The organism is Methanocella conradii HZ254 (genome assembly GCF_000251105.1).
Taxonomy (GTDB): Archaea; Halobacteriota; Methanocellia; order Methanocellales; family Methanocellaceae; genus Methanocella; species Methanocella conradii.
Map to the genome: position 1 here is coordinate 1,621,431 of NC_017034.1, position 20,712 is coordinate 1,642,142.

Genomic DNA, 20,712 nt, shown 5'->3' on the forward strand with positions numbered 1-20,712 from the left:
TTCATTTAGATCATCCCTTCCTTGCGATATATGCTAAGCTCCCTATCGATACAAAGACTAAGAAAGCCTCGAAGCCCGGGGTTGACGAGGGTTTTCCCGACGAGCCGCCGCTGCTCGTCGTCGTGCCAGCCTTGCCGATCACGCCCTCTGTCGCCGACAGCATATCAGTCCACTTACCAGTAACCTCTACCGGGGACGCCCCCCTCACTGTATATTTAAACTCGGTTGCGTTGATCACGACGAACATCGCCTTATTCCCCGACACCTGGCACTGGTCTGCAGGGAGGGTTGTACTCACGAATGTACAATCATTAGGCAATGTTTCTACAATACCTACCACTATAGGTAAAGTGTCATTTAACCGGATTGTCACGTCATAACCGCCCGACGCATTATTCGCAACCGAACGGGAGACGTCACCCGTGCCGGCCGCCACGCTAGACGCTGGCATTATGACGAGCAACAAGGCTAAAAACGCTATACAAACAAACAATTCACCATATCGTTTATCCATTGACATCACCTGAATTTCCAGCGACAGTCGTTAATCCAAATCACCCGTAAAGCCACGCCAGGAGCATAGCAATATCTTCACTATACTCCGACATCGCCGGCAGGCTATCCGATAACCACTATCATATTATCATGCCTCAATTTATCGGCGGATCTTCTCCATCACGGCTTGCATGTTCTGCGCCCAACCATCAACCTCGCCTGCGGCCATTATGTCTATTGAGCCTCCCTGGTATTCTCCGTCGCCCGCTTTTTCTTCCATCCATCCTTCTATCTCGAGGTATGCTTCTTTCAGCTTTTCAAGCAGGTCTGGATTGGCGTTCCAGAGGCCACGCTGGCTTGCTTCTAGAAGCCTTCTCGCTATCTCCTCCAGTGCCCACGGGTTGTTTTCCTCGAAGAACCTTCTCATCTCCTCGTCAAGGACGAATGTTTTCGTGATGTCGTCGAATATCCAGTCGTCCACTTCCTGTGTTGTGGCTTCCCACCCGTAGACACGGCCGATGCGCTTCATCATGTCCCCGGCGCCCTTGTAGCCGTGCTCCTTCATCCCCTCAATCCACTTCGGGTTCAAAAGCTTAGTGCGCACCACACGCCTGACCTCATCGGCAAGGTCGCGCACTTCCACATGCTCCGGCTCCCTCGTATCCCCATAATAGGCCTTCACATCCCGGCCCGAATAATGCCTCGCCGCTGCTGTCATGCCACCATGGGCGGAGAAATAGCAGCAACAGCCGAACAAGTCGTACTCATCACTGACAACCTTGTTATAAGTGACGTCCACGGTCTTCAGGCTGTCCACAAGCTGCTGGTGCGACTCTTTGCCGGACACGCCCTTACCATAAGCGTATCCATTCCAATAGACAAAGATGTCTGAAAGGTCTTTCTCGTCTTTCCAGGCGCTCGCGTAGACCGCTAAATTCACGCCCGCAGAATAGGTGCCTGGCTTACTGCTAAAAATTCTCAGCGTCGCATCCCTCCACGATCCCGCTGTGCCAGCTTCCATCTGAGCGAGACTATGCTTCCTGGGGTAGTTCATATCAAGTGGCTCGTCCAATGAGGCCACAGCCTGTATGGCCTCGTCTATCACCTCGATACAGTTAGGGAAGTTATCCCTGGTAATACCGGAAACCCGTATCGTGACATCGATACGAGGCCTTCCTAATTCACTTAACGGGACCACACGGAACCCTTTCAGCCTGCCATTGGGCTGCCACACCGGCTCAACCCCTAGAAGATACATGATCTGGGCCATGTCCTCGCCATCGGCCCACATGATATCGCTACACATCCAGTAGAATGCGATGTTCTCAGGGATCCTACCCTCTTCCCTAGCATGTTTATCTATTATGGAGCGGGCGAGCATCTGGCCGACCTTCCATGCCGCCCTTGTCGGCACCCTATAGGGGTCCAAAGAATAAAAATTCCTGCCCGTCGGAAGGATGTCATCCCTCCCACGCGTGATAAGCCCCGAAGGCCCCGCGGGAATGTATCCACCGCTCAAGCCATTCAACAACGACCCCATCTCATTAGAGCGCTCTATCCGCCCGTTCAAGTCGACTACACGTAATTTTAATTGCGCCAGTGCTTTCTCATGTCCTGCCACAGGCAGGCCGAGCGCTTGACCAGGGTCTTGCCCGTCGCCTGACAGGTACGCCTTTATCAAAGACTTCGCACGAGCATCTATATCCTCTAGCAATTGCCCGTTAGACCTTCCATAACTTTCAGATACTGCACCCTGGTCTTTTAATAGCATATCCAGGCTCAGCCCCATCATGGAAGCGATCTCACGTCTCAACGACACGCCGCCCGAATCGTATCGAAGGATGGAATTTATGAAGTCGATTCTTTTTTCGCCCTCTGGAAGCTCTCCAAAGATGTGCATGCCCGACTGTATCTGGGTGTTCCTTATCCTGCTCAGGGCCTCATGAGCTTTCTTGACTATCTCCTCTAAGGCCATGCCCTCGCGAAGCTTTATCTCCTTGTCAAGGTTTGCCTTTTTAATCGCTTCTACCAGGAGGTGTTCCAGCGCATGGGCACGGGCCGGGTCGAACCTGGCGGTCTCATAATCGCCGAGAAGCCTGTCTACCTCGAGAAGCTCGTCGTATAGCCCGCTTCCTGTGAGCACGGTTTGCATGTGGTCTACGAGGGCTGCGTAGCTTCTCCTCTTCGCTATCGTGCCCTCCGGGGGGTTATCCGCATTATAGATGTAGAGGTGGGGTATCGTGCCTATGGCTATGTCAGGGTAACAATCCTTCGACAATCCAACGCCCTTACCTGGTAGAAACTCCAGGTTGCCATGCGTCCCGACATGGATGAGCACGTCTGCGCCAAAAACGTCCTCTAAATACCTGTACGTCGCCAGGTACTGGTGAGTAGGAGGAACGTCCGGGTCGTGCAAGATCTTACAGACCTGGCCGTCACACCGCGCCCCGGCACAGCCGCGCTTCGGCTGTACGCAAACCACGGCGTTACCATACCTCACTCCAGTTATGACAATCTTACCATCATAAACCATCGCAGGAGGGATTGCGCCCATTTTTTCTCCAGGCGGCCTGCCCCACGCTCCACAAACACGCTCCCTCACCGCAGGAGAAAGCGTGTCAAACCACCTGATATAATCCTCCTTTGATAAGAATGCAAGCACTCCGCCATTCTGAACAATCGACTCAACAGTCGTCCACCTGAACTCGGATATCGCCTTTCTTTTCATGATATCATCTATGAGAGCCTTTCCATTCTCAGGGGCTTCCACGGCGTATCCTGCATCCTTCATGGCATGCAGTATCCGTGATACGCTCTCAATGGAGTCGAGGTGGGCGGCGCCGCCGACCGCCGCCTCTACGCTGGCACAAGGGTTATTATGCAGGATGAACGCGACCTTTCGTTCACCGACCGGCTTATTTTTAAGGGCGATCCATTTTGCCACCCTACGGGCAAGCCTTGAACACCTTTCCTCAATGGGCGAACGCTCCATATAGTCGTCGCGTGAAATGCCTGCCCCTATGATGAGCGGCTCGATGACGCCTTCGAACTCCGGCATCGCCACGCTCCAGCCTATGTCATTATTTAACCCGTTAGAAGCCTCCCAATCCGCTATCGATTGATAGGACGACACTATGGGCTGAAAAACGGGTACGTTCATTTGGGCAAATAGTTCGACCCCGGGCCATGCGCTCTTTGCGTCATTCATGTTCTCCCTGCTCTGCCCAATGAAAAAGTTGGTGAGCTTAATGATGGCATCAACCCTGGGCTGTCCATCCTTAATAAAATAATCTTTAACCACATCGTGCATGCCTCTGGCTCCCAGCTCATCATCTTTCAAGGAATAAGAAAAGACTGGAAGGACGTTCATGCCGAGCTGCTCAAGCGCCCTTATAAGGGCGTTTTCCACCTCGAGGGTTTTATTCGCCCAGTAGAATCTCGAGAAGAGTATCCCAACGGTTGGGGCTTGCCTTGGCTTGTACCATTCCAGATATTTTTCCACGTCGGTAAAGTAAGTATCGGCATCAGGGTGGTATATGCCCTCCCATGGCAACGCCTTTGGCGGCTCGTATGATGCCTCCATGCCGAGAACTTCTTTTGCCAGATACAGCATCATATTCTTCAGGTTCTCTTCTCCGTTTATCGTGAGATATGCGTTTGCCGTGGCCACGATTGCCGGCCTCACCGTGGAGAGCAGCCAGTATGAAGTGTCGTATCCCAGGCACACTATTGGCACTTTTGACCCGATATCCTTCAATGTGCCTTCTATAGCGTCCCAAAAAGAATCATTTCCACGGTGCAAAAAAATTATGTCAGACGACCTCATCGACTCTATGGCTTCTTTTAATAGCACAGGATCATTATCGACTTTTGTGGTTGAATAAATCTTGAGATCGAATCCGGTTTTTTCGCACGCTTTGATTAATGTAGATATATATGCATTTGGCATAATACTTGTTATTTTCATATATCCACCACCAGTTTAGTCAACAATTGTATGGTAATATATGGTTTAAAGTAGTTATAATTTTTCATTTCATCATAATTTGTAATATTTGATTTAACATTATCACATATTGTGTTAAATAAAAAATAATTATTAATACTTTAGAAGCCTTTAGTATGCCAGGCGATATTAATGAATCGGTATAGACGCATTATAATATATGTATGTTTGATTCTGTTGCTAGCCACGTGTTTTGCAGGCTGCACTGGAAGCCTTTCTAAAGATAACAAAACAACGACAAAAGAGATAAGGCTCACCGACGCGCTCGGGAATCAAATCGTGTTGCCAAAAACGGCTGAACGGATAGCTTTACAAAATTTTTATGCCGCAGAGATTTTGATAGCGATAGGCGAAAAAGACAGGATAGTTGCGATTTCCAATACTTTGAACGTAAGCGATTACAAACGATTCATGCCCAACGCCATAAATTATGGGGACTGGACAGAGCCGGACCTGGAAAAGCTCATAGAGGCTAAGCCTGACGTGCTAATCTGCCATGCAAGTTCCATGCCCAGGAATGCTGATAAGATCGCTGCGGCCAACATCACTATAATATGTATGGATTGCAAGAGCCTCGACAGCATTGCATCGGATATAAGGACGCTTGGCCTGATAACGGGCAATACAGAAAAGGCAGAAGAGCTTGCGTCATTCCAGGAAAAATACATCAATATAGTAAAAGAAAGGACGTCGGGGCTAAACGAAGACAGCAAGCCTACAGTGTATTATGAGTCCACGACGCCGTACAACGCGAACGGAAAGAACTCGTCCGGAGATAAGATAATAAGCCTCGCCGGAGGTAAAAACATCGCAAGAAACGAGTTCGAAAACAATAAAAAGGTAAATTCCGAATGGGTGATATCAAGAGACCCGGACGTCATCATCAGGGTTGGAGTATCCAATACGACCACGCTGGTAGAGCACCAGAAGATAATGGATGAAATAAAGTCAAGGACAGGGTTTAATTCCATAAAGGCAGTTAAGGAAAACAGGACGTACACAATTGGCAGCGTGATAATTACGGGGCCGAGGACGGTGATAGGGCTATTATACGTGGCTAAGGCGCTTCACCCGGACCTGTTCAAAGACGTGGACCCTGCTGCCGTCAATAAGGAGTACGCCGATAAATATTTGCCAGGCGCCGATAGGGGCGTATTCTTCCACCCAGAAGTGACATCCTCCCGTCATTGAATTGGCGGGCATCCTATGTTATGCGCTCGCGCGGTTCTCCGCCGCGTTCATCCGCACTTTCAGCCTGTCATCTCTCTTGCCGCTATGTTGTACGCTGCGTTCAGGTCGGCGTCGAGCTTGCTCTGGCAGGAGTGACACAATATCCACGAGGCACCATTAAGATACTTCCTCGTGACCAGCCTGCTCCCGGTTGAGGCTTGTTGTCTTGTAGTTGTCGTATCGGCACCATTAAGATACTTCCTCGTGACCAGCCTGCTCCCGCAACAATGGCAGGTGTTCGACGTGTTCCTCTCGCTGAGAAGCCATGTGGATAGTCCGCGCTCCGCCCGCTTATGAGCGATGAACGTCCTCTGTCTAGCGTAGCTCCACATCCCTGTTCTCTTACGAAGCGTGGGCATACCATTCCCGCGATACTGCGTCTGCTTGAACCTGGTGTTACCGATAGCTATGTCGTAGCCGTCCGTGTACTCGGCCACCCTGTTGGCCAAGAGCCAATCATGGTACACGGATACGTTGTATCGCTTGCATCGTAGTTGTTTTAGTTTTTTGGTCTTTCCGGCCTGTTGGAGCGACGCTATGATAGTATCATACTTGTCCAATAGGCTCCTCTTATCATCGTACAATAGCTCTTCACGGGGCGCTACCTCGTCTAGCAATACGATTGCCAGTGTCCGGTTGAGACCCTGGTCGATGCCCCCATAGGAACTTGTTATTATATCCTCCACGACTCGGGTCGTGGATATATGAGCATAGTATTTACCATTCTTCTATATTATCTCGAAGTCGTCCACCATGACTCCTTCGAGCTGCTTGAGGTGCCAGTAGGATGGGTTCAAGGGAACGTCCATAGTCTCCCCCTTCTTTAGCGTCGAGACGTGCATCCACAAGAGGAAGGAGTTCTCGCCCTCTTCTATCCTCCCGGTGCGGTAGTCGAGCCGGCAGGACACCTTGTGGTCGAACACTGGTGGGGAGGGCTTACTCTTTTCAAGCTTCTTAACCTTATTCTCTAGCTTCTCCCGCTCATCGTCCCCAGCGTTCTGGAGTTCTTCCAAGGCCCTGTTGTAGCGGTACTCCCACTCATCACACCTATCCTTATACGAGCGCCAAGCCCACAATACCTTGTCAACACACCGGTCAACAAACCCGGCGGACAACCCCGTCTTCGCCGCTATTCCATTCTCCTTGACTTGTTTACGCACGGTCTTCCTATCGAGCCTCGTATCCATAGTGATGAGGTCGTTGATTAATGAGATGCAATACGCTAGTCGAGCGGTCAGCTTGTTCAGCCTGTCCAGCTTGCTCCTCGTCGTCCCGTAATGGACGGGTATCCTGACCGTCTTCCTGACCAGCATATACATCACCATGATATTTTTACTATGATATATGCTTTGTAAATGCTTGTTGAAAGTATTATTATTGTTTTTGTGTTGAGAAACCAAGGGGCGGATTCATCCCACCGTTTCAAAGGGATTCTCCGCCCCATGGCCCCAATGTCCTAAAATAAAAAAGAAAAAAACGTTTTTATTCTATGGATAAATGAACATGCCTTCGTTTGCTCCGGGCAAAAATTTCCTGGCATACTCCTCATGTACCTTATCGGGGTCTATGTCCGAGAAGAGCTGTGGCTGTATAATCTTCGCGATATAAAGTAGACTTATGACGTTCCTGCCCCCGTTCATGTTATCTGATATCAGGTATACCTTTTTGTTCTTCACCGCGTTAACGTCTGACATTCCAGTTCTACCGCACATCTCATCATAAATCTTTTTTGCATCATCAGGCGTCTTAACAGAGCTCGATGTAAACTGCTTGATGATTACGTCAGGGTTGCTTTTAACGACCCATTCATTGTTCACTTTGGGAGATGATGTCATGTTATCTCCCGCGAGATTACGGCCGCCCGCGTACCTTACCTTAAAATCGCCAGACGAGTCTTTTCCGGCAGTAGAATACGCATAATAGGATTCCCAATATACCGCTGGCTTCTTAGCGTCTTCAAGGTTTTTCGTCCTGTTCTTTACCAGGCCAAGGTATTTATCGATGAATTGCGCGTATTCTTCCGCTTTATTATCTTTTCCCGTGATGACGCCTAACGCCCTCGCGTCTGAAGAAAGATTATCAAGCTTATAGCAGTCCAGGTAAACGATAGAAATATTGGCCTCTATAAGCTTATTTAAGCCTTGCTGGCTTTGGTCTGCATAGCATATCACGACGTCAGGGTTCAATGATATTATCTTCTCGATGTCGGGCGTCTGGAAGCTGCCAATATTGGTCACGTTCGCCGGCAGATTATTCATGAATATCCTATTTTTAGCCACGTAGTCTGTAACCCCTACGATATTGTCTTTGGCCCCGATGGCGACGAGCATCTCGGTGCATCCGGCGTTTGTCGAGATTATCCTCTCGGCGTGCTTTGGCAGGGTCACCTCGTTGCCCCTGGAGTCTATGAACTTTACTGGTTTTGCATTATCATGCCCGTTCACCGTGCTGACTTTTGACAGTTGCGTACAGCCTGCAACAATCGAAGTCATTAGTATCAGGATTAATGCTATGACTATCAACCTTTTAGCATACATGTATTTCACCTTCTAAAATCAGGGGTATACGAAGACCCGTCCCTTTGGGTAATCGATGTGCATGAACTCGTCGAGATATTCTTTGTATATTGCTTCAGGATCTATCTCTAGTCCTGGATGCAGCCATTTAGCATAGTATGCGATGCCCACGAGCTGGTCAGGACCCCAGGTCAATTCTGAATTAATTATATAGCTCCTGTTATTCTTGAACGCCGATATCTCGCTCCACCCAGGACGCTTTTTCATCTCATCAAGAGACTTAGCAGGCTCGCTCGTATTGTTCCATCCCCAGCCCGTAGAGCTCACGGTTCTCACGATCACTTCGGGGTTTTGTTTTACAACCCATTCGACTCCAATCTTAGGATATTCGTCGAGGCCTGATGCAATGTTATTGCCGCCGGCAATATCGCATACGCTTTGGCCTGTCGAACCTTTTCCATACGTCGAAAAAGATGTGCCCCATTCCATGAATATCGTGGGATTCTTTTCATCCGGGTGCGATGATAGATAATCTAATATTACTTTCTCGTATCTGGATTCCCATTCTATGTATTTTGTCGCATTTTTCTCCTCATCGAGCAAGTAAGCAAGCTTGGATATCTCCACATCAATCATATTCGGCCTGTAACAATCTAACCCTATCACGATGATGCCTGCAGGGGCTAGCTTATTCTGACAATCGGATACCCTTTGTGTGTTCGCCGACGTGATCACTATATCGGGCTTTAGCTCGATCAGCTTTTCATAGTTCGGCGCCGACCAGGTGCCTACGTCGGGAAGCGAGGCTAGTTCCGGGTAGTAGTGCATCGAGCTTGTCCGCGTATTAGTGTCCACTCCTACCAGCTTATCCGACTCGCCCAGGATCTTGACCACTTCCGTTCTATAATTACCCAGGGCTACAATCCTTTTTATAGGCCTATAGATTGTAATGGTTCTGTTTATAGAATCGGTTATCGTTTTCGGCTTACCATTCCAATATGTATAAACATATGTGGCATCACGTACATCATCGAGGCTGACGTTACCATTGCCAGACATGTATGAGATCACTGAGCCTTTGACCTCACTGGCGGTTAATTGGCCGTCACAATCGGCATCGCAAGGCAGCCCTGTCGCCGCTGAGGCCTGAGAGACCGCCATCGTTAAAAGTATCGCCGAAAAAACAATTATAAACGCTAAAAAGTGTTTCATAGCTATTTCCTACCTCCGTATAAAAGAGAGATACATGCCATTGCGAACACTCCTATCATTATTTCAAAACCAGGTGTTACAATATTGCTTTTTGACGCTCCTGCTGACGAGACCGAGCCATTCTGGTCACTTATTGTTCCAGCATAAATGATGTCGCCTTTATTATCGCTTAGCATGTCGACCCATGTGCCTTTAAGAGACACTTTCCCCGATGGCGGTCCTTTGATGATATATCTTATATCGCTTGTATTTATAGCGACAAATGCAATAGTGTTCCCTGAAACTTTATATTGGTCTTGGGGAAGGCTTGTACTTATGAATGTGTAGCCATTTGGCATTATTTCCTTTAAGCCTAAAAATGAAGGCATGCTATCGTTAATCTTTAACGTAATTTCAAATTCGTCATTTGATTTTCCTGTGTCAGAGACTGATCTAACGACCGAGACCACCCCTACAGCATAACTAAAAGGAGTGATTATCACAAGAATAACCACCCATAACAAGCAAAGGCATAATCCCACTTTAAAATGTTTATCCATTTTATCACCACGATCTTTATATAAATTTAGACTTCATGTGTATTAAATTTTTTATTATATGTAATACAAATTGCATATATAAATAATTTACGTAATAAAGAATATTAATTTAATATTTATTAAATTACGTTAAAAAATAAACGTATTTAGTCATTTTTGACCTAATCTTTGATGATATAGATATTATTCAATAATAAAATAAAACTTATAAAAGAATATATAAATATAAAAAAATACTCATGATTTTTGGATCATGAGGCACTTAAAAGTTCAGGCAGGCGTTGGATATATGAAGTATCCCTTATCAGAGCCCGGAAGGTATTTTTCCGAGTATTCACTCAATACCGCTTGCGGGTCAACGCCTTTATACAGGTCCGGGTGCAGGACCTTGGCCACGTACAGCATGCCTATCACCGCCCTTGGCCCGAAGGCGATGCTGCCTGACATAATGTACACTGAGTCGTTCTTGACTGCGTTTGTCTTATCCATGCCCGGCCTTGACTTTATGGCGCTCTGCACCTTCTTTAGGTCGTCTAAAGACGTAATGTTTGTCGACGTGACCATCTTGAATATATACGAAGGGTTATTCTTTATTATCCATTCAGAGTTTACCTTGGGGTATGCCGAGGCATACAGCGAGGCATTATAACTGGCGATGTTTACTCCGCCTGACATGCCAATCATCGTATCGCCGCCCGAAGTGTTGCCTACGGTCGAATAGTCACTATAGGATTCCCAGTATACCGCTGGCTTCTCGCCCGCGCTCAGCTTTGACGTGTTGCTTGTTACCATATTCTGGTATTTTTCGATGAAGCCCGCGTAGTCTTCCGCCTTCTTCGTGTTGCCCGTGATGATGCCAAGGGCACGGGCATCATGGGATAGCGTGTTCATCTTATAGCAGTCGAGGTATACCAGCGTCAGGTTGGCTGCCAGTATCTGGTCGATGTTTTTCGGCTTGCTCGCCCCGCCATAGCATATCACCACGTCAGGCTTAAGGGTCGTCATCATCTCAATATTCGGGGTCTGCCAGTTGCCTATGTTTGAGACATTCTTCGGCAGTTGCGCCATCAATATGGGCGTCTTTGCGACCGTATCGGTTACGCCTACAATCCTGTCCGCCGCCCCTATGGCTATCAGCATCTCGGTGCAATCGGCATTAGTCGATACTATTCGCTCTGCCGTTTTTGGCAACACGACATTATTGCCGTTAGAATCCGTAAATGTAATCGTCGTAGCGCCCGTATTTTCCTGGCCTTTGCTTGCTTGTTGGGTGCAGCCTGAGCTTATAACTGTAAACATGAGAACTGCACAAACAATTAGTATTAAATATTTTTTTATTGTTAGCATAGATATCACCAATTATTCTAATTAATCATAAAATGTATTAAGCTTTGCTGTGCAATCGTTATGCCTTATGATTTTTATATTGTCGCCTTCCTGAACATGTAAATGCTGACTAAAAGGACGGCGACGGCCATCGCGGTTATGACGATTAGCTGCGTGTAGACTATCTGGCCATTAAAATCCGCCCTGATTGTATCGATCGCAAAGCTAACCGGGTTTATGGAGGCGATAACGCGAAGCCACTCTGGCATAGAGCTATAGGGCATCAGAGCGCTGCTCGCAAAGTAAAGCGGCATGCTTATCATGCTGTTTACGGCGGCGTACCCGTCGTGGTCGTCCACTATGAGGGCGATGGCAGAGGCAAGCGAAGAAAACAGGATGCCAAACACGGCCAGCACGACAAGCATATAGAGAAATCCTATCGGTCCCGGGAGGGACACTCCAAAGATGACGGCCAGGCCAAGTATTACCATCGACTGCAAAATGCCCCGAAAAGTTATGAACGATATCTTCCCGAAAAGGATGCTCTCCCTCCTGGCTGGCAACGCCATGAACTTGTTCAAAAACCCGAGAATCTTATCGAATATGAGAAGAGAGCCTCCCTGAAGAGAACTGAAAAGCATAGTCATAACAAGGATGCCGGGGGTGATGAACTCAAGGTAATTATCCGTGAACCTCGTGGGAAGCGCCAGCCCGACGAATATCAGCCATGCAGCGGGCATTACGAGAGCGGTGACTACAAAAATCTTTCCCCTCAGCCATTTCAATAGATCCCTATAAAAGTAATAAAAAACTTCACTCATTACCTTCGCCTCAGCATAAGCCTGTACTTCGTAGCGTCAAAACTGGCATTCTCTTCCTGCATGGTCACCTTTTGTAAGAAAACGTCGTCAAGTGTCGAGTCTCTTACGACAAGCGAGTGAACTTCAAGCCCCTGCCTTGATAGCTCCCTTGATATGAGGGGCAAGGCCTCTTCGCCGTTGTCGGCCATAAACCTTATCTCATGTTCGGCCACGTTCATCAACCGTACGCCTTCTAAGTTTATGCCCTTAAACTCGCCGGAAACTGATGCTATCACTATATCGCCACAAATGTCCGATTTTAGCTTTTCGGGGCTGTCGATAGCGACAATTTTCCCTTTATCGATAATGGCCACGCGGTCACAATACCTGTCAGCTTCATCCATATAGTGGGTAGTCATGAAAATGGTCATGCCTTTTTCCTTGAGCGAGTAGATGTGCTCCCATATCTTTTTGCGGGCCGCCACGTCCAGCCCCAGGGTGGGCTCATCGAGGAAAAGCACTTTAGGCTCGTGTACGAGCGCCTGTGCCAATTCTAAACGACGCCTCATCCCGCCTGAATACCCTTTTACAAGCTCGTTCGCCCTCTCGGTAAGCTCCATCAGCGCAAGGACCTCGTCCACCTTATCCTTCTTATTTGGGATGTGGTAGAGCTGGGCGTATAGCATCACGTTCTCCCTTCCAGTGAGCTTTATATCTAGAGCCATTTCCTGCGGCACATAGCTAATGGACTCCCTGACTCGCACGGGATCTTTTACAATGTTGTAGCCGCACACGTATGCTTCGCCTTTGCTCGGCCTTACCAATGTCGTGAGCATTTTCACTATCGTGCTCTTTCCTGCCCCATTAGGCCCGAGTAGCCCGAATATCTCGCTCTCTACATCGAGGTTGACGTCGTTTACCGCGCACAGGTCCTTGTAATATTTTGTCAGGCCAATCGTCGATACTACGCTCATCGTCATTCACCAATGCTCGTTATTCATAAAAAGCCACCGGCTATACGCAAGCTAATCTCATGGATTTCTTTATGGGCATTATGTATTTCCCGTGCCTGCTTTCCAGGATGTCCACGTTGACGTCGTACACTTCTCGTATATTCTCTGGCGTAAGTACCTCTTCCGGCGTCCCCATGGCGAACGTCCTGCCCTTCTTTAGCATTATCACGCGGTCGGAATAGTTGTAGGCGAGCGTCAGGTCATGCAATGCCATAAGCATCGACGATTTCCGCTTCCCGGACAGCATTTTGGCTATCTCGAGCACCTCTAGCTGATGCTTTATGTCAAGGTTACTGGTGGGCTCGTCGAAGATGAAAGCGCGGGGGTCCTGTGCCAGCGCCCTGGCGATGTAGACCTTTTGCCGCTCCCCGCCGCTTATCTGGCTTATCATCTTACTCGCCAGCTCGTTTATGCCCATCGTGTCTATCGCGTTCTGGACGGCTTCCAGGTCATTTTTGGTTACCTTCCACCTGATGTGCGGCTTTCTTCCCAGCAGGACGGTATCGACGACGGTCGAAAAAAAGGTCTGCTGGAAATTCTGGGGCACATACCCAATACATTTGGCGACGTCTTTAGGGTCCATCCTTGATAAGTCCATGCCATCGATGTATATCTTGCCTTGCTTAGGCTTAAGTATCCCTGCAATCCCTTTGATGAGCGTGCTCTTTCCTGAGCCATTCGGGCCGACGAGGCTTAAAATCTCGCCCTCGTCAAGCTCAAACGAGACGTCGTCGATGGCCTTAAACCTGTCATAGTATATGCAAACGTTCTTTACAGATATTTTCATTTTTATCACCTAGTATAGCCGGCTTTCTCTCCCTTTCAGTATCAAGAAGACGAAGAATACTCCCCCAAGCACGTACATGATTATCCCCACGGGTAGCTCTACGGGGCTCATGATGGTGCGGGCAAACGTATCCGATATGAGCAGGATGAACCCGCCTATAAGTGCTGACCCGGGGATGACGAACCTGTTGTCGTTCCCGATTATCATCCTGCAGATATGGGGGGCCATCAAGCCGATGAAGCCGATGACGCCCGTGAAGGCCAGGCAGCTCGAGGCGATGAACGTTGCCACCATTAGCCCCGCCATCCTCAGCGTGTCCACCTTGACGCCCAGGTTCTTCGCGACCTCGTCGCCAGCCTCCATGGCGTTTAGGTCCCACGATTTAAAAATTATATATAAAAAGCCAATAATTGTTATAGGTAATAGTATTATGACCGCATCCCAGCTTGCGCCCCACATACCGCCCATCAGCCATACCGTTATTTCGCGCAGTTTTTCGTTATTCGTGACATACTTAAGAAACATGACCCCCGCCGAAAAAATGTAGCCTATTACAACGCCTGCCAGGATGATAGTGGAGTTATCGCACTTTATCCTGGAGATGCCGTAAACGAGAACCATGCTGGCCATGCCAAATACGAAAGCCGATAATACTAGGAACGAGCTTTGATTATCATTAAAAAAGCCACCTAAGATTCCGGGTCCCAGCACGATTGCCATCGCCGCCCCAAAAGATGCCGCAGATGACAGCCCAAGGGTAAAAGGGCTTACCAGCGGGTTCCTTAAAAGGCTTTGCATGACTGCGCCCGAAACGGCGAGACACATGCCCGTCAATATGGCGAGAAGTATCCTTGGCAAGCGTATGTTGATGACTATGACCTGTGCTATGTCATTTAGTGGGGGTAAAAACACGCTGGGTAGGGCTTTGTTTGCCACCGCCAGGAACACGTCTTCGAGCGATAGCTGTGCCGAGCCGACCGAGCCGGCATACAGGACGGCAAATAAAATCAGGAATGACATTACAGCCAGAAAAACGAGCTTTTTCGAGAAGCTTTCTTGATATACCTCTGAGGCTTTTTGCATTTTGTCCTCGACAAAGCCCATTTTATCTGTATTATGCATGATACTTTCACCCACTTTAATAATACAAAACATTTTGATATTATGATATCTTGTTATACTATTTATTTGTTACTTAAATTTTATTAAAGAAAAGATTGATATATGATGAATTGTGATACAAAATTAAAATATTGTTATGTTTGGTATTAATAAATTATTTAGTTGTATTACAAGGTTTAATATGAAAAGTGATAGCAATGAGCAGCTTCAATGTTGTATACCCGTTCACAGCCATCGTAGGGCAGGAAAAGATGAAGAAAGCGCTACTATTAAATGCGATAAACCCCAGGATAGGCGGAGTATTGATAAAGGGGGAAAAAGGAACTGCAAAGTCCACGGCGGTGAGGGCGCTTGCAAACCTGCTGCCGGATATAGAAGTTGTGGAAGACTGCCCATATGGCTGCAGCCCTTATGATAGGACTCTAATGTGCTCCTCATGCCAGGAGAAGAATGGCAACTTAAAAAAAGGATGGAGGAAAATGAGGGTCGTCGAGCTGCCCATAAGCTCGACGGAAGATAAAGTGGTAGGAACTCTGGACATAGAGCATGCCATTAAGAAGGGGGAGAAAAGGTTTGAGCCCGGCATACTGGCGCAGGCGAACAGGAATATTCTCTACGTTGATGAGGTGAACCTGCTTAATGACCATATAGTGGACGTGCTCCTCGATGCCGCAGCTATGGGGGTGAATATTGTAGAAAGGGAGGGCGTGTCCTATTCTCATCCATCCCAATTCATCCTTGTGGGCACGATGAACCCCGAGGAGGGCGAGCTACGGCCTCAATTGCTCGACAGGTTCGGCCTATGCGTGGAGATAGAGGGGATAAGGGACCCGGAGACGAGAATGGCCATCGTGACAAATCGGATGGAGTACGAGAAGGACCCGGAGTCGTTTGCCGAGAAATGCAAGAAAGATGAAGAGGCGTTGAGGCAAAAAATCATACATGCTAAGGAGATACTGGGAAAGGTCAAGGTATCGCCTGAGATGCTACGGCTTATAGTGGATATTTGTATAGACATGCAGGTGGACGGCCACAGGGCAGACCTCACGATGATGAAGGCCGCATCAGCCATAGCGGCCTTTGATGGAAGGACAGAGGTTAATGAGAACGACGTGAGGGAAGCTGCGGAGCTGGTGCTCAAGCACAGGATGAGGAGAAAGCCCTTCAGCCAGCAAAAGATGGATAGCGATAGGCTGGAGCAGTCCATACAGAAGAACAGGGAGAAGCCGCCTCAACAGCAGCAACAAAAGCAGCAGGAAGAGCATCGCCATGACCACCACCATGACCACTCTGATGAGAATAGCCAGGCGACGAGGTCAGACGCCTCGAAGGAAACATATTTTCGGAGGGTGACCCCTTCAGGCTAAACCAGGCCGCCATGAAATCCCTCATCGAAAAGGACTCTAAGGTGAGGGATGGCCAGGGCAGAAGGAGCGTCACCACGTCGAGAGACGGCAAATACATTAGAAGCATAATTCCGCAGGGTGAAGTCACCGATCTAGCTATAGATGCCACGCTCAGGGCGGCTGCGCCTTACCAGAAAAACCGCGAGGGCTGCCTGGCGATAAAGATTGAGGCGCAGGACTTAAGGCAAAAGGTGAGGGAGCGGAAGATTGGCAATACCATAGTTTTTATCGTTGATGCAAGTGGTAGCATGGGCGCGGAGGCGAGGATGACTGCCGTCAAGGGAGCCATTCTCACGCTGCTGATGGACGCTTACCAGAAGCGGGATAAGGTGGGCCTTATCGTGTTCAAGGGCGATAGGGCCGAACTACTTCTTCCGCCTACTCAGAGCGTCGAGCTGGCCCGGAAATATACAGAAGAGCTTCCAGTGGGCGGCAAGACCCCTCTGGTGCATGGCCTTACGATGGGACTCGACGTCATCAAGAAGGAGATGCTCAAGGATAAGTGCATCATGCCAATAGCCGTGCTGATATCTGATGGAAAGGCCAACGTTAGTATGAGGGGAGGAAAGCCGGTGGAAGAGGCGGTAGAGGCCGCATCCCTCTATAGAGAAGGTCACATAAAGTCGCTTGTAATCGATTCTGAGAAGAATTTCCTTAGCTTTGGGCTGGCCAAGCGGATATCCGAGGCGATGGGTGCAAAGTACGTCAAGCTGGAAGAGCTGGACGCCGACGCCATTGTCAGGGGCGTTGGCGAGATGTGACTTTAATGCTCGTGGCGATGCTCCTTATCGTGTGAATGAAGATGCTGGTGCACAAGGTTGCCGTGCCGATGCATGTGCCTGTGGATGAGGTTCGTCGACATTAAAAGCTCCAGGTCGTTCATGACCTTGTGGGAGTCTGTGTCCACCTTTACCGTGTGGTCTTCCCCTATCACTATGGCCCGCGTGCTTATCTGCTCTATTATGTCTAAATCGTGGGTGGCGGTTATGATGGTCTTTCCCGCCTTCGCAAGCTCCTGCAGCATTTCGATGAGCCATAGCTGGCTCCTGGGGTCGAGGCCAGCGGTGGGCTCGTCCAGAAGAAGGACATCCGGGTTTACCGAGAGCACCGAGGCCAGGCATACCTTCTTCTTCTCACCGCCGCTCAGCGTGTGAGGCGCCCGGTCCCTCAACCCTGATATGCCAACCATTTCCATTACATCCTCAACCCGTTTTTTAACCTCATCCTTCGGAAGGTTGAGCTGAAGCGGGCCGAAGGCGACCTCATCATATACGGTAGAGCAAAACAGCTGCACGTCACTATTCTGAAAAACGAACCCCACCTTTCTTCTAAAATAGCGGCACATCTCATTGTCTTCCAGAGAGTCAAATGTCTCCTCGGTCACCCTATTTCCAAAAGCGTAGAACTCGCCTTCCGTAGGATACAAAAGGCCATCCAGGATGGAGAGAAGGGTGGACTTGCCGCTCCCGTTGGCGCCCATTATGGCCACCTGCTCCCCGGCGTTAAACTTGAGCGTGACGTTCTTCAGCGCCACGAACTTTCCAAGATATCTATAAGAAACGTTCTGTAAATCAAATATCGCGTCCATGGTAAAACCTATAGCGTTATGAGCTTTTGAGCGATAAGTATGAGCAAAAGGCTAAACGCCAGTGCGCTGGCTAGTGCCGTATAGTCCCTCGGTTTCATCTTGAAATCTTCCATTATCTTTACATCTCCATTGAAGCCCCTTGAAACCATTGCTCCGTGTACCTTCTCGCCCATGTCAAGAGACTTTATGAGCGTGTATCCTATTCGCCCGCCAACCCATTTTTGCTCATCTAGCAAAGGCAGGCTTCTGATTGAGCGGCTCTTTTTAGACATATAGAATGACTTGACCATATCAATGAAGAGAAAGATGTATCTGTAGCACATGTCTAGCGTCAACACGTATACCTTTGGGACGCCAATCGTCTTTAATGACTTGAAGAGCACGTCCCTCGGAGTGGTGAGGAATAGCAATACGGTTGCCGATACACAGGTGGCGACCCTGAGGGTGAAAATCGTCGCGCTTATCAGCCCCTGCCTCGTAATGGAGACCGTCTCTGGCAGCAAAAATGGGCCCAGCTTTGCTCCCTCCCCCAGCACGGCCAGCGTCACCAGGCTGTCTCCCGGAAAAAACACGTTAAAAATCATCGGAAACACGATAATGCCCGTAAAAATGGGTATAAAAAACCACACACGTTTCACGAATAGCCACAAACCTATCCTGCTCAAATAAGCGAAAAGAAAGGTCAGCATGTATACTGCCACCAATACCCATAGCTCATGGGTAAGGCTCAGCGCCACTATCAAGGCTATAATAGATATTAGCTTAACGCGGGGGTCCAGGCTTTGCAACAGCCCCTTCTTCCTGCTAATAGCCTCAGAGGTGACCGCATCCTCCAGGAAGCTGAAGATTCCGCTCAGCGTCTTCTGGACGAAGTTTTTTCTCTTAGATGCCGTGGCATTGGGCGGGCATGGGCCTATTTCGGCCTCTTTCATCCATTCAGGGATCATAAGGCTTACCTATAGCCAGGGGCTTCCTAATAATAACCCCTATATGATGTGTAATAAACATTCCTGCTTTTGTATTATCCTTGATGGCGTAAAAATGTTTTGATAATGCCCGATGAATTAAATATTTAATACAATGCTAAAATTTTTATGATTTATTATAATCAAAAATTAGATGCGTATATAATCGTGTTACTAATGGATAAATTTTTATAACTTAAGCTCTTATTATGCTTTGGTGATATCTTGCACATACCAGAAGGATATCTAGGTCCATATACCTATATTGCATTGTTCTTAATAATGGTCCCGATATGGCTTTATGCGGGGTACAGGGTGAGAAAAGACTTAAGGTCAAAACAGGTGCCGCTACTGGCGATATCGGCGGCATTTTCATTCGTAATCATGATGTTCAACATGCCAATACCCGGCGGCAGCACGGGACACATGGTGGGGGGCGCGATCATTGGCATAATACTGGGGCCATGGGCAGCGGTGGTCTCAATATCGGTCGCCCTGATAATACAGGCGCTCCTGTTCGCCGACGGCGGGGTTACGGCCATAGGGGCCAACTGCTTCAACATGGCGTTCGTAATGCCGTTCTCGGCCTACATAATCTATAAGCTGATCAGCGGCAAATCAGAAGTGACGTCAATGCGCAGGGTCGCCGCAGCGGTCATCGCGGGCTACATATCGTTAACGCTGGCAGCAGGGTTCACGGGCTTTGAGTTCGGTATCCAGCCTATCCTCCATCCAGCGGTCAACGGGGAGTTCCCATACATGCCCTACGGCTTGAACGTGGCGCTCCCGGCCATGCTGTCCGAGCATATGCTCTTCTTCAGCATCCTCGAAGGAATAATGACTGGAATAATATTACTATACATACAAAAATCAGACCCTTCGCTTCTCGAAGAGAAAAAGGTAAAATCGTCGGCAGGCCAAAAAACGCAGCCGACGGCAATTTGAGGTGAGAGCGTGGACAAGAACCTTAAAACCATATTGATAGCGATGGCAATACTGGTCGTCCTGACCCCGCTGGGGCTTTTAGCGACGGGCGAGACTTTTGGGGAGTGGGGCAACGAGGAGCTAAAGGAAAAGCTCGGCTACGTGCCCCCAGGCATCGAAAGCCTCTCATCGCTCTGGAGCGCGCCCATGCCAGACTACACGGTGCCCGGCCTTGAGAACTCTTTTGCCGAGAGCGCAGTCGGCTATATCATAACGGCCATAATAGGTGGCGGCTTAAGCCTTGGAGCGCTATACCTGATAGGCAAGCTCATGGCCTCTGATAAGACCGAATGACCACCTTTTTTATTTTTTTAGATTATAATTGAAAATTTCTCTTAGACAGGTAGAACCCAATATCCCATATACGCATTAATCCTCCCAATTGGCTATTATTAACGCGCTTTAACCGAGTAACATTAAAAAAGAATAAAATTTTAGGGATAGTATGGCATAGAGTGGGGTGTTTCGATGGCAGAGAAAAAGGCAGAAATGACGGTCAGGGAGGCTGGGCAGAAGGGCGGGTCCACCACGAAGGAGCGCTATGGCGAAGGGTTTTACGAGGAGATCGGCAAAAAGGGCGGCAAGATCGGCGGAAAGAAGGGCGGCACCACGACCAAGCAGCGGTATGGCGAGGGATTCTACGAGGAAATAGGAAAAAAAGGCGGACAAAAGGTACGTGAGCTGATAGCCCGCGGCAAAGCCGCATTAGAAAAGGAAAAATAG

The 20,712-nt window shown here is 48.6% G+C and carries 20 protein-coding genes; 6 read left to right on the forward strand and 14 right to left on the reverse strand.

What is annotated here, in order from left to right; translation table 11 throughout:
* Positions 1-10: 10 nt before the first annotated feature.
* Together MTC_RS08430 and cobN are read right to left on the reverse strand one after the other, a co-directional pair.
* Positions 11-514, reverse strand: coding sequence for a hypothetical protein (locus MTC_RS08430; protein WP_048189226.1), 504 nt, complete (start codon positions 512-514; stop codon positions 11-13).
* A 141-nt stretch (positions 515-655) separates the two neighbouring features.
* Complete coding sequence (gene cobN / locus MTC_RS08435) at positions 656-4,462, reverse strand: cobaltochelatase subunit CobN (RefSeq protein WP_014406275.1); 3,807 nt, start codon at positions 4,460-4,462, stop codon at positions 656-658.
* A gap of 375 nt (positions 4,463-4,837) precedes the next feature.
* Here cobN and MTC_RS08440 point away from each other — a divergent pair, with 375 nt between their 5' ends.
* On the forward strand, positions 4,838-5,692 hold the full coding sequence (locus tag MTC_RS08440) for an ABC transporter substrate-binding protein (protein WP_052322807.1): 855 nt from the start codon (positions 4,838-4,840) through the stop codon (positions 5,690-5,692).
* 59 nt (positions 5,693-5,751) lie between these two features.
* Here MTC_RS08440 and MTC_RS13630 read toward each other — a convergent pair whose 3' ends face one another.
* From MTC_RS13630 to MTC_RS08490, 10 genes are all read right to left on the reverse strand, one after another.
* Positions 5,752-6,417: a zinc ribbon domain-containing protein gene (locus MTC_RS13630; protein ID WP_014406277.1), complete on the reverse strand. Its 666-nt coding sequence runs from the start codon at positions 6,415-6,417 to the stop codon at positions 5,752-5,754.
* Positions 6,418-6,459: 42 nt separating this feature from the next.
* Positions 6,460-7,056: a hypothetical protein gene (locus MTC_RS13635; RefSeq protein ID WP_014406278.1), complete on the reverse strand. Its 597-nt coding sequence runs from the start codon at positions 7,054-7,056 to the stop codon at positions 6,460-6,462.
* Positions 7,057-7,218: 162 nt separating this feature from the next.
* Complete coding sequence (locus MTC_RS08455) at positions 7,219-8,268, reverse strand: ABC transporter substrate-binding protein (protein ID WP_014406279.1); 1,050 nt, start codon at positions 8,266-8,268, stop codon at positions 7,219-7,221.
* 18 nt (positions 8,269-8,286) lie between these two features.
* Positions 8,287-9,408: an ABC transporter substrate-binding protein gene (locus MTC_RS08460; protein WP_158308510.1), complete on the reverse strand. Its 1,122-nt coding sequence runs from the start codon at positions 9,406-9,408 to the stop codon at positions 8,287-8,289.
* 53 nt (positions 9,409-9,461) lie between these two features.
* The gene (locus MTC_RS08465; protein WP_014406281.1) at positions 9,462-9,998 is read right to left on the reverse strand and encodes a hypothetical protein; all 537 of its coding nucleotides are present in this window, start codon (positions 9,996-9,998) and stop codon (positions 9,462-9,464) included.
* Between the two features lie 270 nt (positions 9,999-10,268).
* Positions 10,269-11,297, reverse strand: coding sequence for an ABC transporter substrate-binding protein (locus MTC_RS08470; RefSeq protein WP_237705881.1), 1,029 nt, complete (start codon positions 11,295-11,297; stop codon positions 10,269-10,271).
* A 122-nt stretch (positions 11,298-11,419) separates the two neighbouring features.
* Entirely contained in the window at positions 11,420-12,145 is a 726-nt protein-coding gene (locus tag MTC_RS08475) for an ABC transporter permease (RefSeq protein WP_014406283.1), read from the reverse strand.
* Positions 12,145-13,098: an ABC transporter ATP-binding protein gene (locus MTC_RS08480; RefSeq protein WP_048189619.1), complete on the reverse strand. Its 954-nt coding sequence runs from the start codon at positions 13,096-13,098 to the stop codon at positions 12,145-12,147. The genes MTC_RS08475 and MTC_RS08480 overlap by 1 nt, the downstream gene beginning before the upstream one ends.
* 40 nt (positions 13,099-13,138) lie before the next feature.
* Entirely contained in the window at positions 13,139-13,924 is a 786-nt protein-coding gene (locus tag MTC_RS08485; protein ID WP_014406285.1) for an ABC transporter ATP-binding protein, read from the reverse strand.
* Between the two features lie 9 nt (positions 13,925-13,933).
* On the reverse strand, positions 13,934-15,046 hold the full coding sequence (locus MTC_RS08490; protein WP_014406286.1) for a FecCD family ABC transporter permease: 1,113 nt from the start codon (positions 15,044-15,046) through the stop codon (positions 13,934-13,936).
* Between the two features lie 197 nt (positions 15,047-15,243).
* On the opposite strand from MTC_RS08490, the gene MTC_RS13480 reads away from it, so the two are divergent.
* Together MTC_RS13480 and MTC_RS13485 are read left to right on the forward strand one after the other, a co-directional pair.
* Positions 15,244-16,413 (forward strand): ATP-binding protein, encoded by a 1,170-nt coding sequence (locus tag MTC_RS13480; RefSeq protein ID WP_014406287.1) that lies wholly within the window; start codon positions 15,244-15,246, stop codon positions 16,411-16,413.
* An 11-nt stretch (positions 16,414-16,424) separates the two neighbouring features.
* On the forward strand, positions 16,425-17,213 hold the full coding sequence (locus tag MTC_RS13485; RefSeq protein ID WP_014406288.1) for a vWA domain-containing protein: 789 nt from the start codon (positions 16,425-16,427) through the stop codon (positions 17,211-17,213).
* 2 nt (positions 17,214-17,215) lie between these two features.
* Here the strand turns inward: MTC_RS13485 and MTC_RS08500 are convergent, their stop codons facing one another.
* Entirely contained in the window at positions 17,216-18,040 is an 825-nt protein-coding gene (locus MTC_RS08500; RefSeq protein ID WP_014406289.1) for an energy-coupling factor ABC transporter ATP-binding protein, read from the reverse strand.
* 8 nt (positions 18,041-18,048) lie between these two features.
* Entirely contained in the window at positions 18,049-18,987 is a 939-nt protein-coding gene (gene cbiQ, locus MTC_RS08505; RefSeq protein WP_014406290.1) for a cobalt ECF transporter T component CbiQ, read from the reverse strand.
* Positions 18,988-19,230: 243 nt separating this feature from the next.
* Here cbiQ and cbiM point away from each other — a divergent pair, with 243 nt between their 5' ends.
* The 3 genes from cbiM to MTC_RS08520 all read left to right on the forward strand — a co-directional run bounded on the left by cbiM (position 19,231) and on the right by MTC_RS08520 (position 20,712).
* A complete protein-coding gene (cbiM, locus tag MTC_RS08510) occupies positions 19,231-19,950 on the forward strand; it encodes a cobalt transporter CbiM (RefSeq protein ID WP_048189232.1) in 720 nt (239 codons plus the stop codon).
* A 9-nt stretch (positions 19,951-19,959) separates the two neighbouring features.
* Entirely contained in the window at positions 19,960-20,283 is a 324-nt protein-coding gene (locus MTC_RS08515; protein ID WP_048189235.1) for a PDGLE domain-containing protein, read from the forward strand.
* A gap of 174 nt (positions 20,284-20,457) precedes the next feature.
* Complete coding sequence (locus MTC_RS08520) at positions 20,458-20,712, forward strand: hypothetical protein (RefSeq protein ID WP_014406291.1); 255 nt, start codon at positions 20,458-20,460, stop codon at positions 20,710-20,712.

Excerpts from the sequence above, each read along its gene's own strand:
- MTC_RS08430 (WP_048189226.1), bottom strand. The coding sequence starts at position 514 with ATGGATAAACGATATGGTGAATTGTTTGTTTGTATAGCGTTTTTAGCC.
- cobN (WP_014406275.1), bottom strand. The coding sequence starts at position 4,462 with ATGAAAATAACAAGTATTATGCCAAATGCATATATATCTACATTAATC.
- MTC_RS13635 (WP_014406278.1), bottom strand. The coding sequence starts at position 7,056 with ATGGTGATGTATATGCTGGTCAGGAAGACGGTCAGGATACCCGTCCAT.
- MTC_RS08455 (WP_014406279.1), bottom strand. The coding sequence starts at position 8,268 with ATGTATGCTAAAAGGTTGATAGTCATAGCATTAATCCTGATACTAATG.
- MTC_RS08460 (WP_158308510.1), bottom strand. The coding sequence starts at position 9,408 with ATGGCGGTCTCTCAGGCCTCAGCGGCGACAGGGCTGCCTTGCGATGCC.
- MTC_RS08465 (WP_014406281.1), bottom strand. The coding sequence starts at position 9,998 with ATGGATAAACATTTTAAAGTGGGATTATGCCTTTGCTTGTTATGGGTG.
- MTC_RS08470 (WP_237705881.1), bottom strand. The coding sequence starts at position 11,297 with ATGTTTACAGTTATAAGCTCAGGCTGCACCCAACAAGCAAGCAAAGGC.
- MTC_RS08475 (WP_014406283.1), bottom strand. The coding sequence starts at position 12,145 with ATGAGTGAAGTTTTTTATTACTTTTATAGGGATCTATTGAAATGGCTG.
- MTC_RS08480 (WP_048189619.1), bottom strand. The coding sequence starts at position 13,098 with ATGAGCGTAGTATCGACGATTGGCCTGACAAAATATTACAAGGACCTG.
- MTC_RS08485 (WP_014406285.1), bottom strand. The coding sequence starts at position 13,924 with ATGAAAATATCTGTAAAGAACGTTTGCATATACTATGACAGGTTTAAG.
- MTC_RS08490 (WP_014406286.1), bottom strand. The coding sequence starts at position 15,046 with ATGCATAATACAGATAAAATGGGCTTTGTCGAGGACAAAATGCAAAAA.
- MTC_RS13480 (WP_014406287.1), top strand. The coding sequence starts at position 15,244 with ATGAGCAGCTTCAATGTTGTATACCCGTTCACAGCCATCGTAGGGCAG.
- MTC_RS13485 (WP_014406288.1), top strand. The coding sequence starts at position 16,425 with ATGAAATCCCTCATCGAAAAGGACTCTAAGGTGAGGGATGGCCAGGGC.
- MTC_RS08500 (WP_014406289.1), bottom strand. The coding sequence starts at position 18,040 with ATGGACGCGATATTTGATTTACAGAACGTTTCTTATAGATATCTTGGA.
- cbiQ (WP_014406290.1), bottom strand. The coding sequence starts at position 18,987 with ATGATCCCTGAATGGATGAAAGAGGCCGAAATAGGCCCATGCCCGCCC.
- MTC_RS08520 (WP_014406291.1), top strand. The coding sequence starts at position 20,458 with ATGGCAGAGAAAAAGGCAGAAATGACGGTCAGGGAGGCTGGGCAGAAG.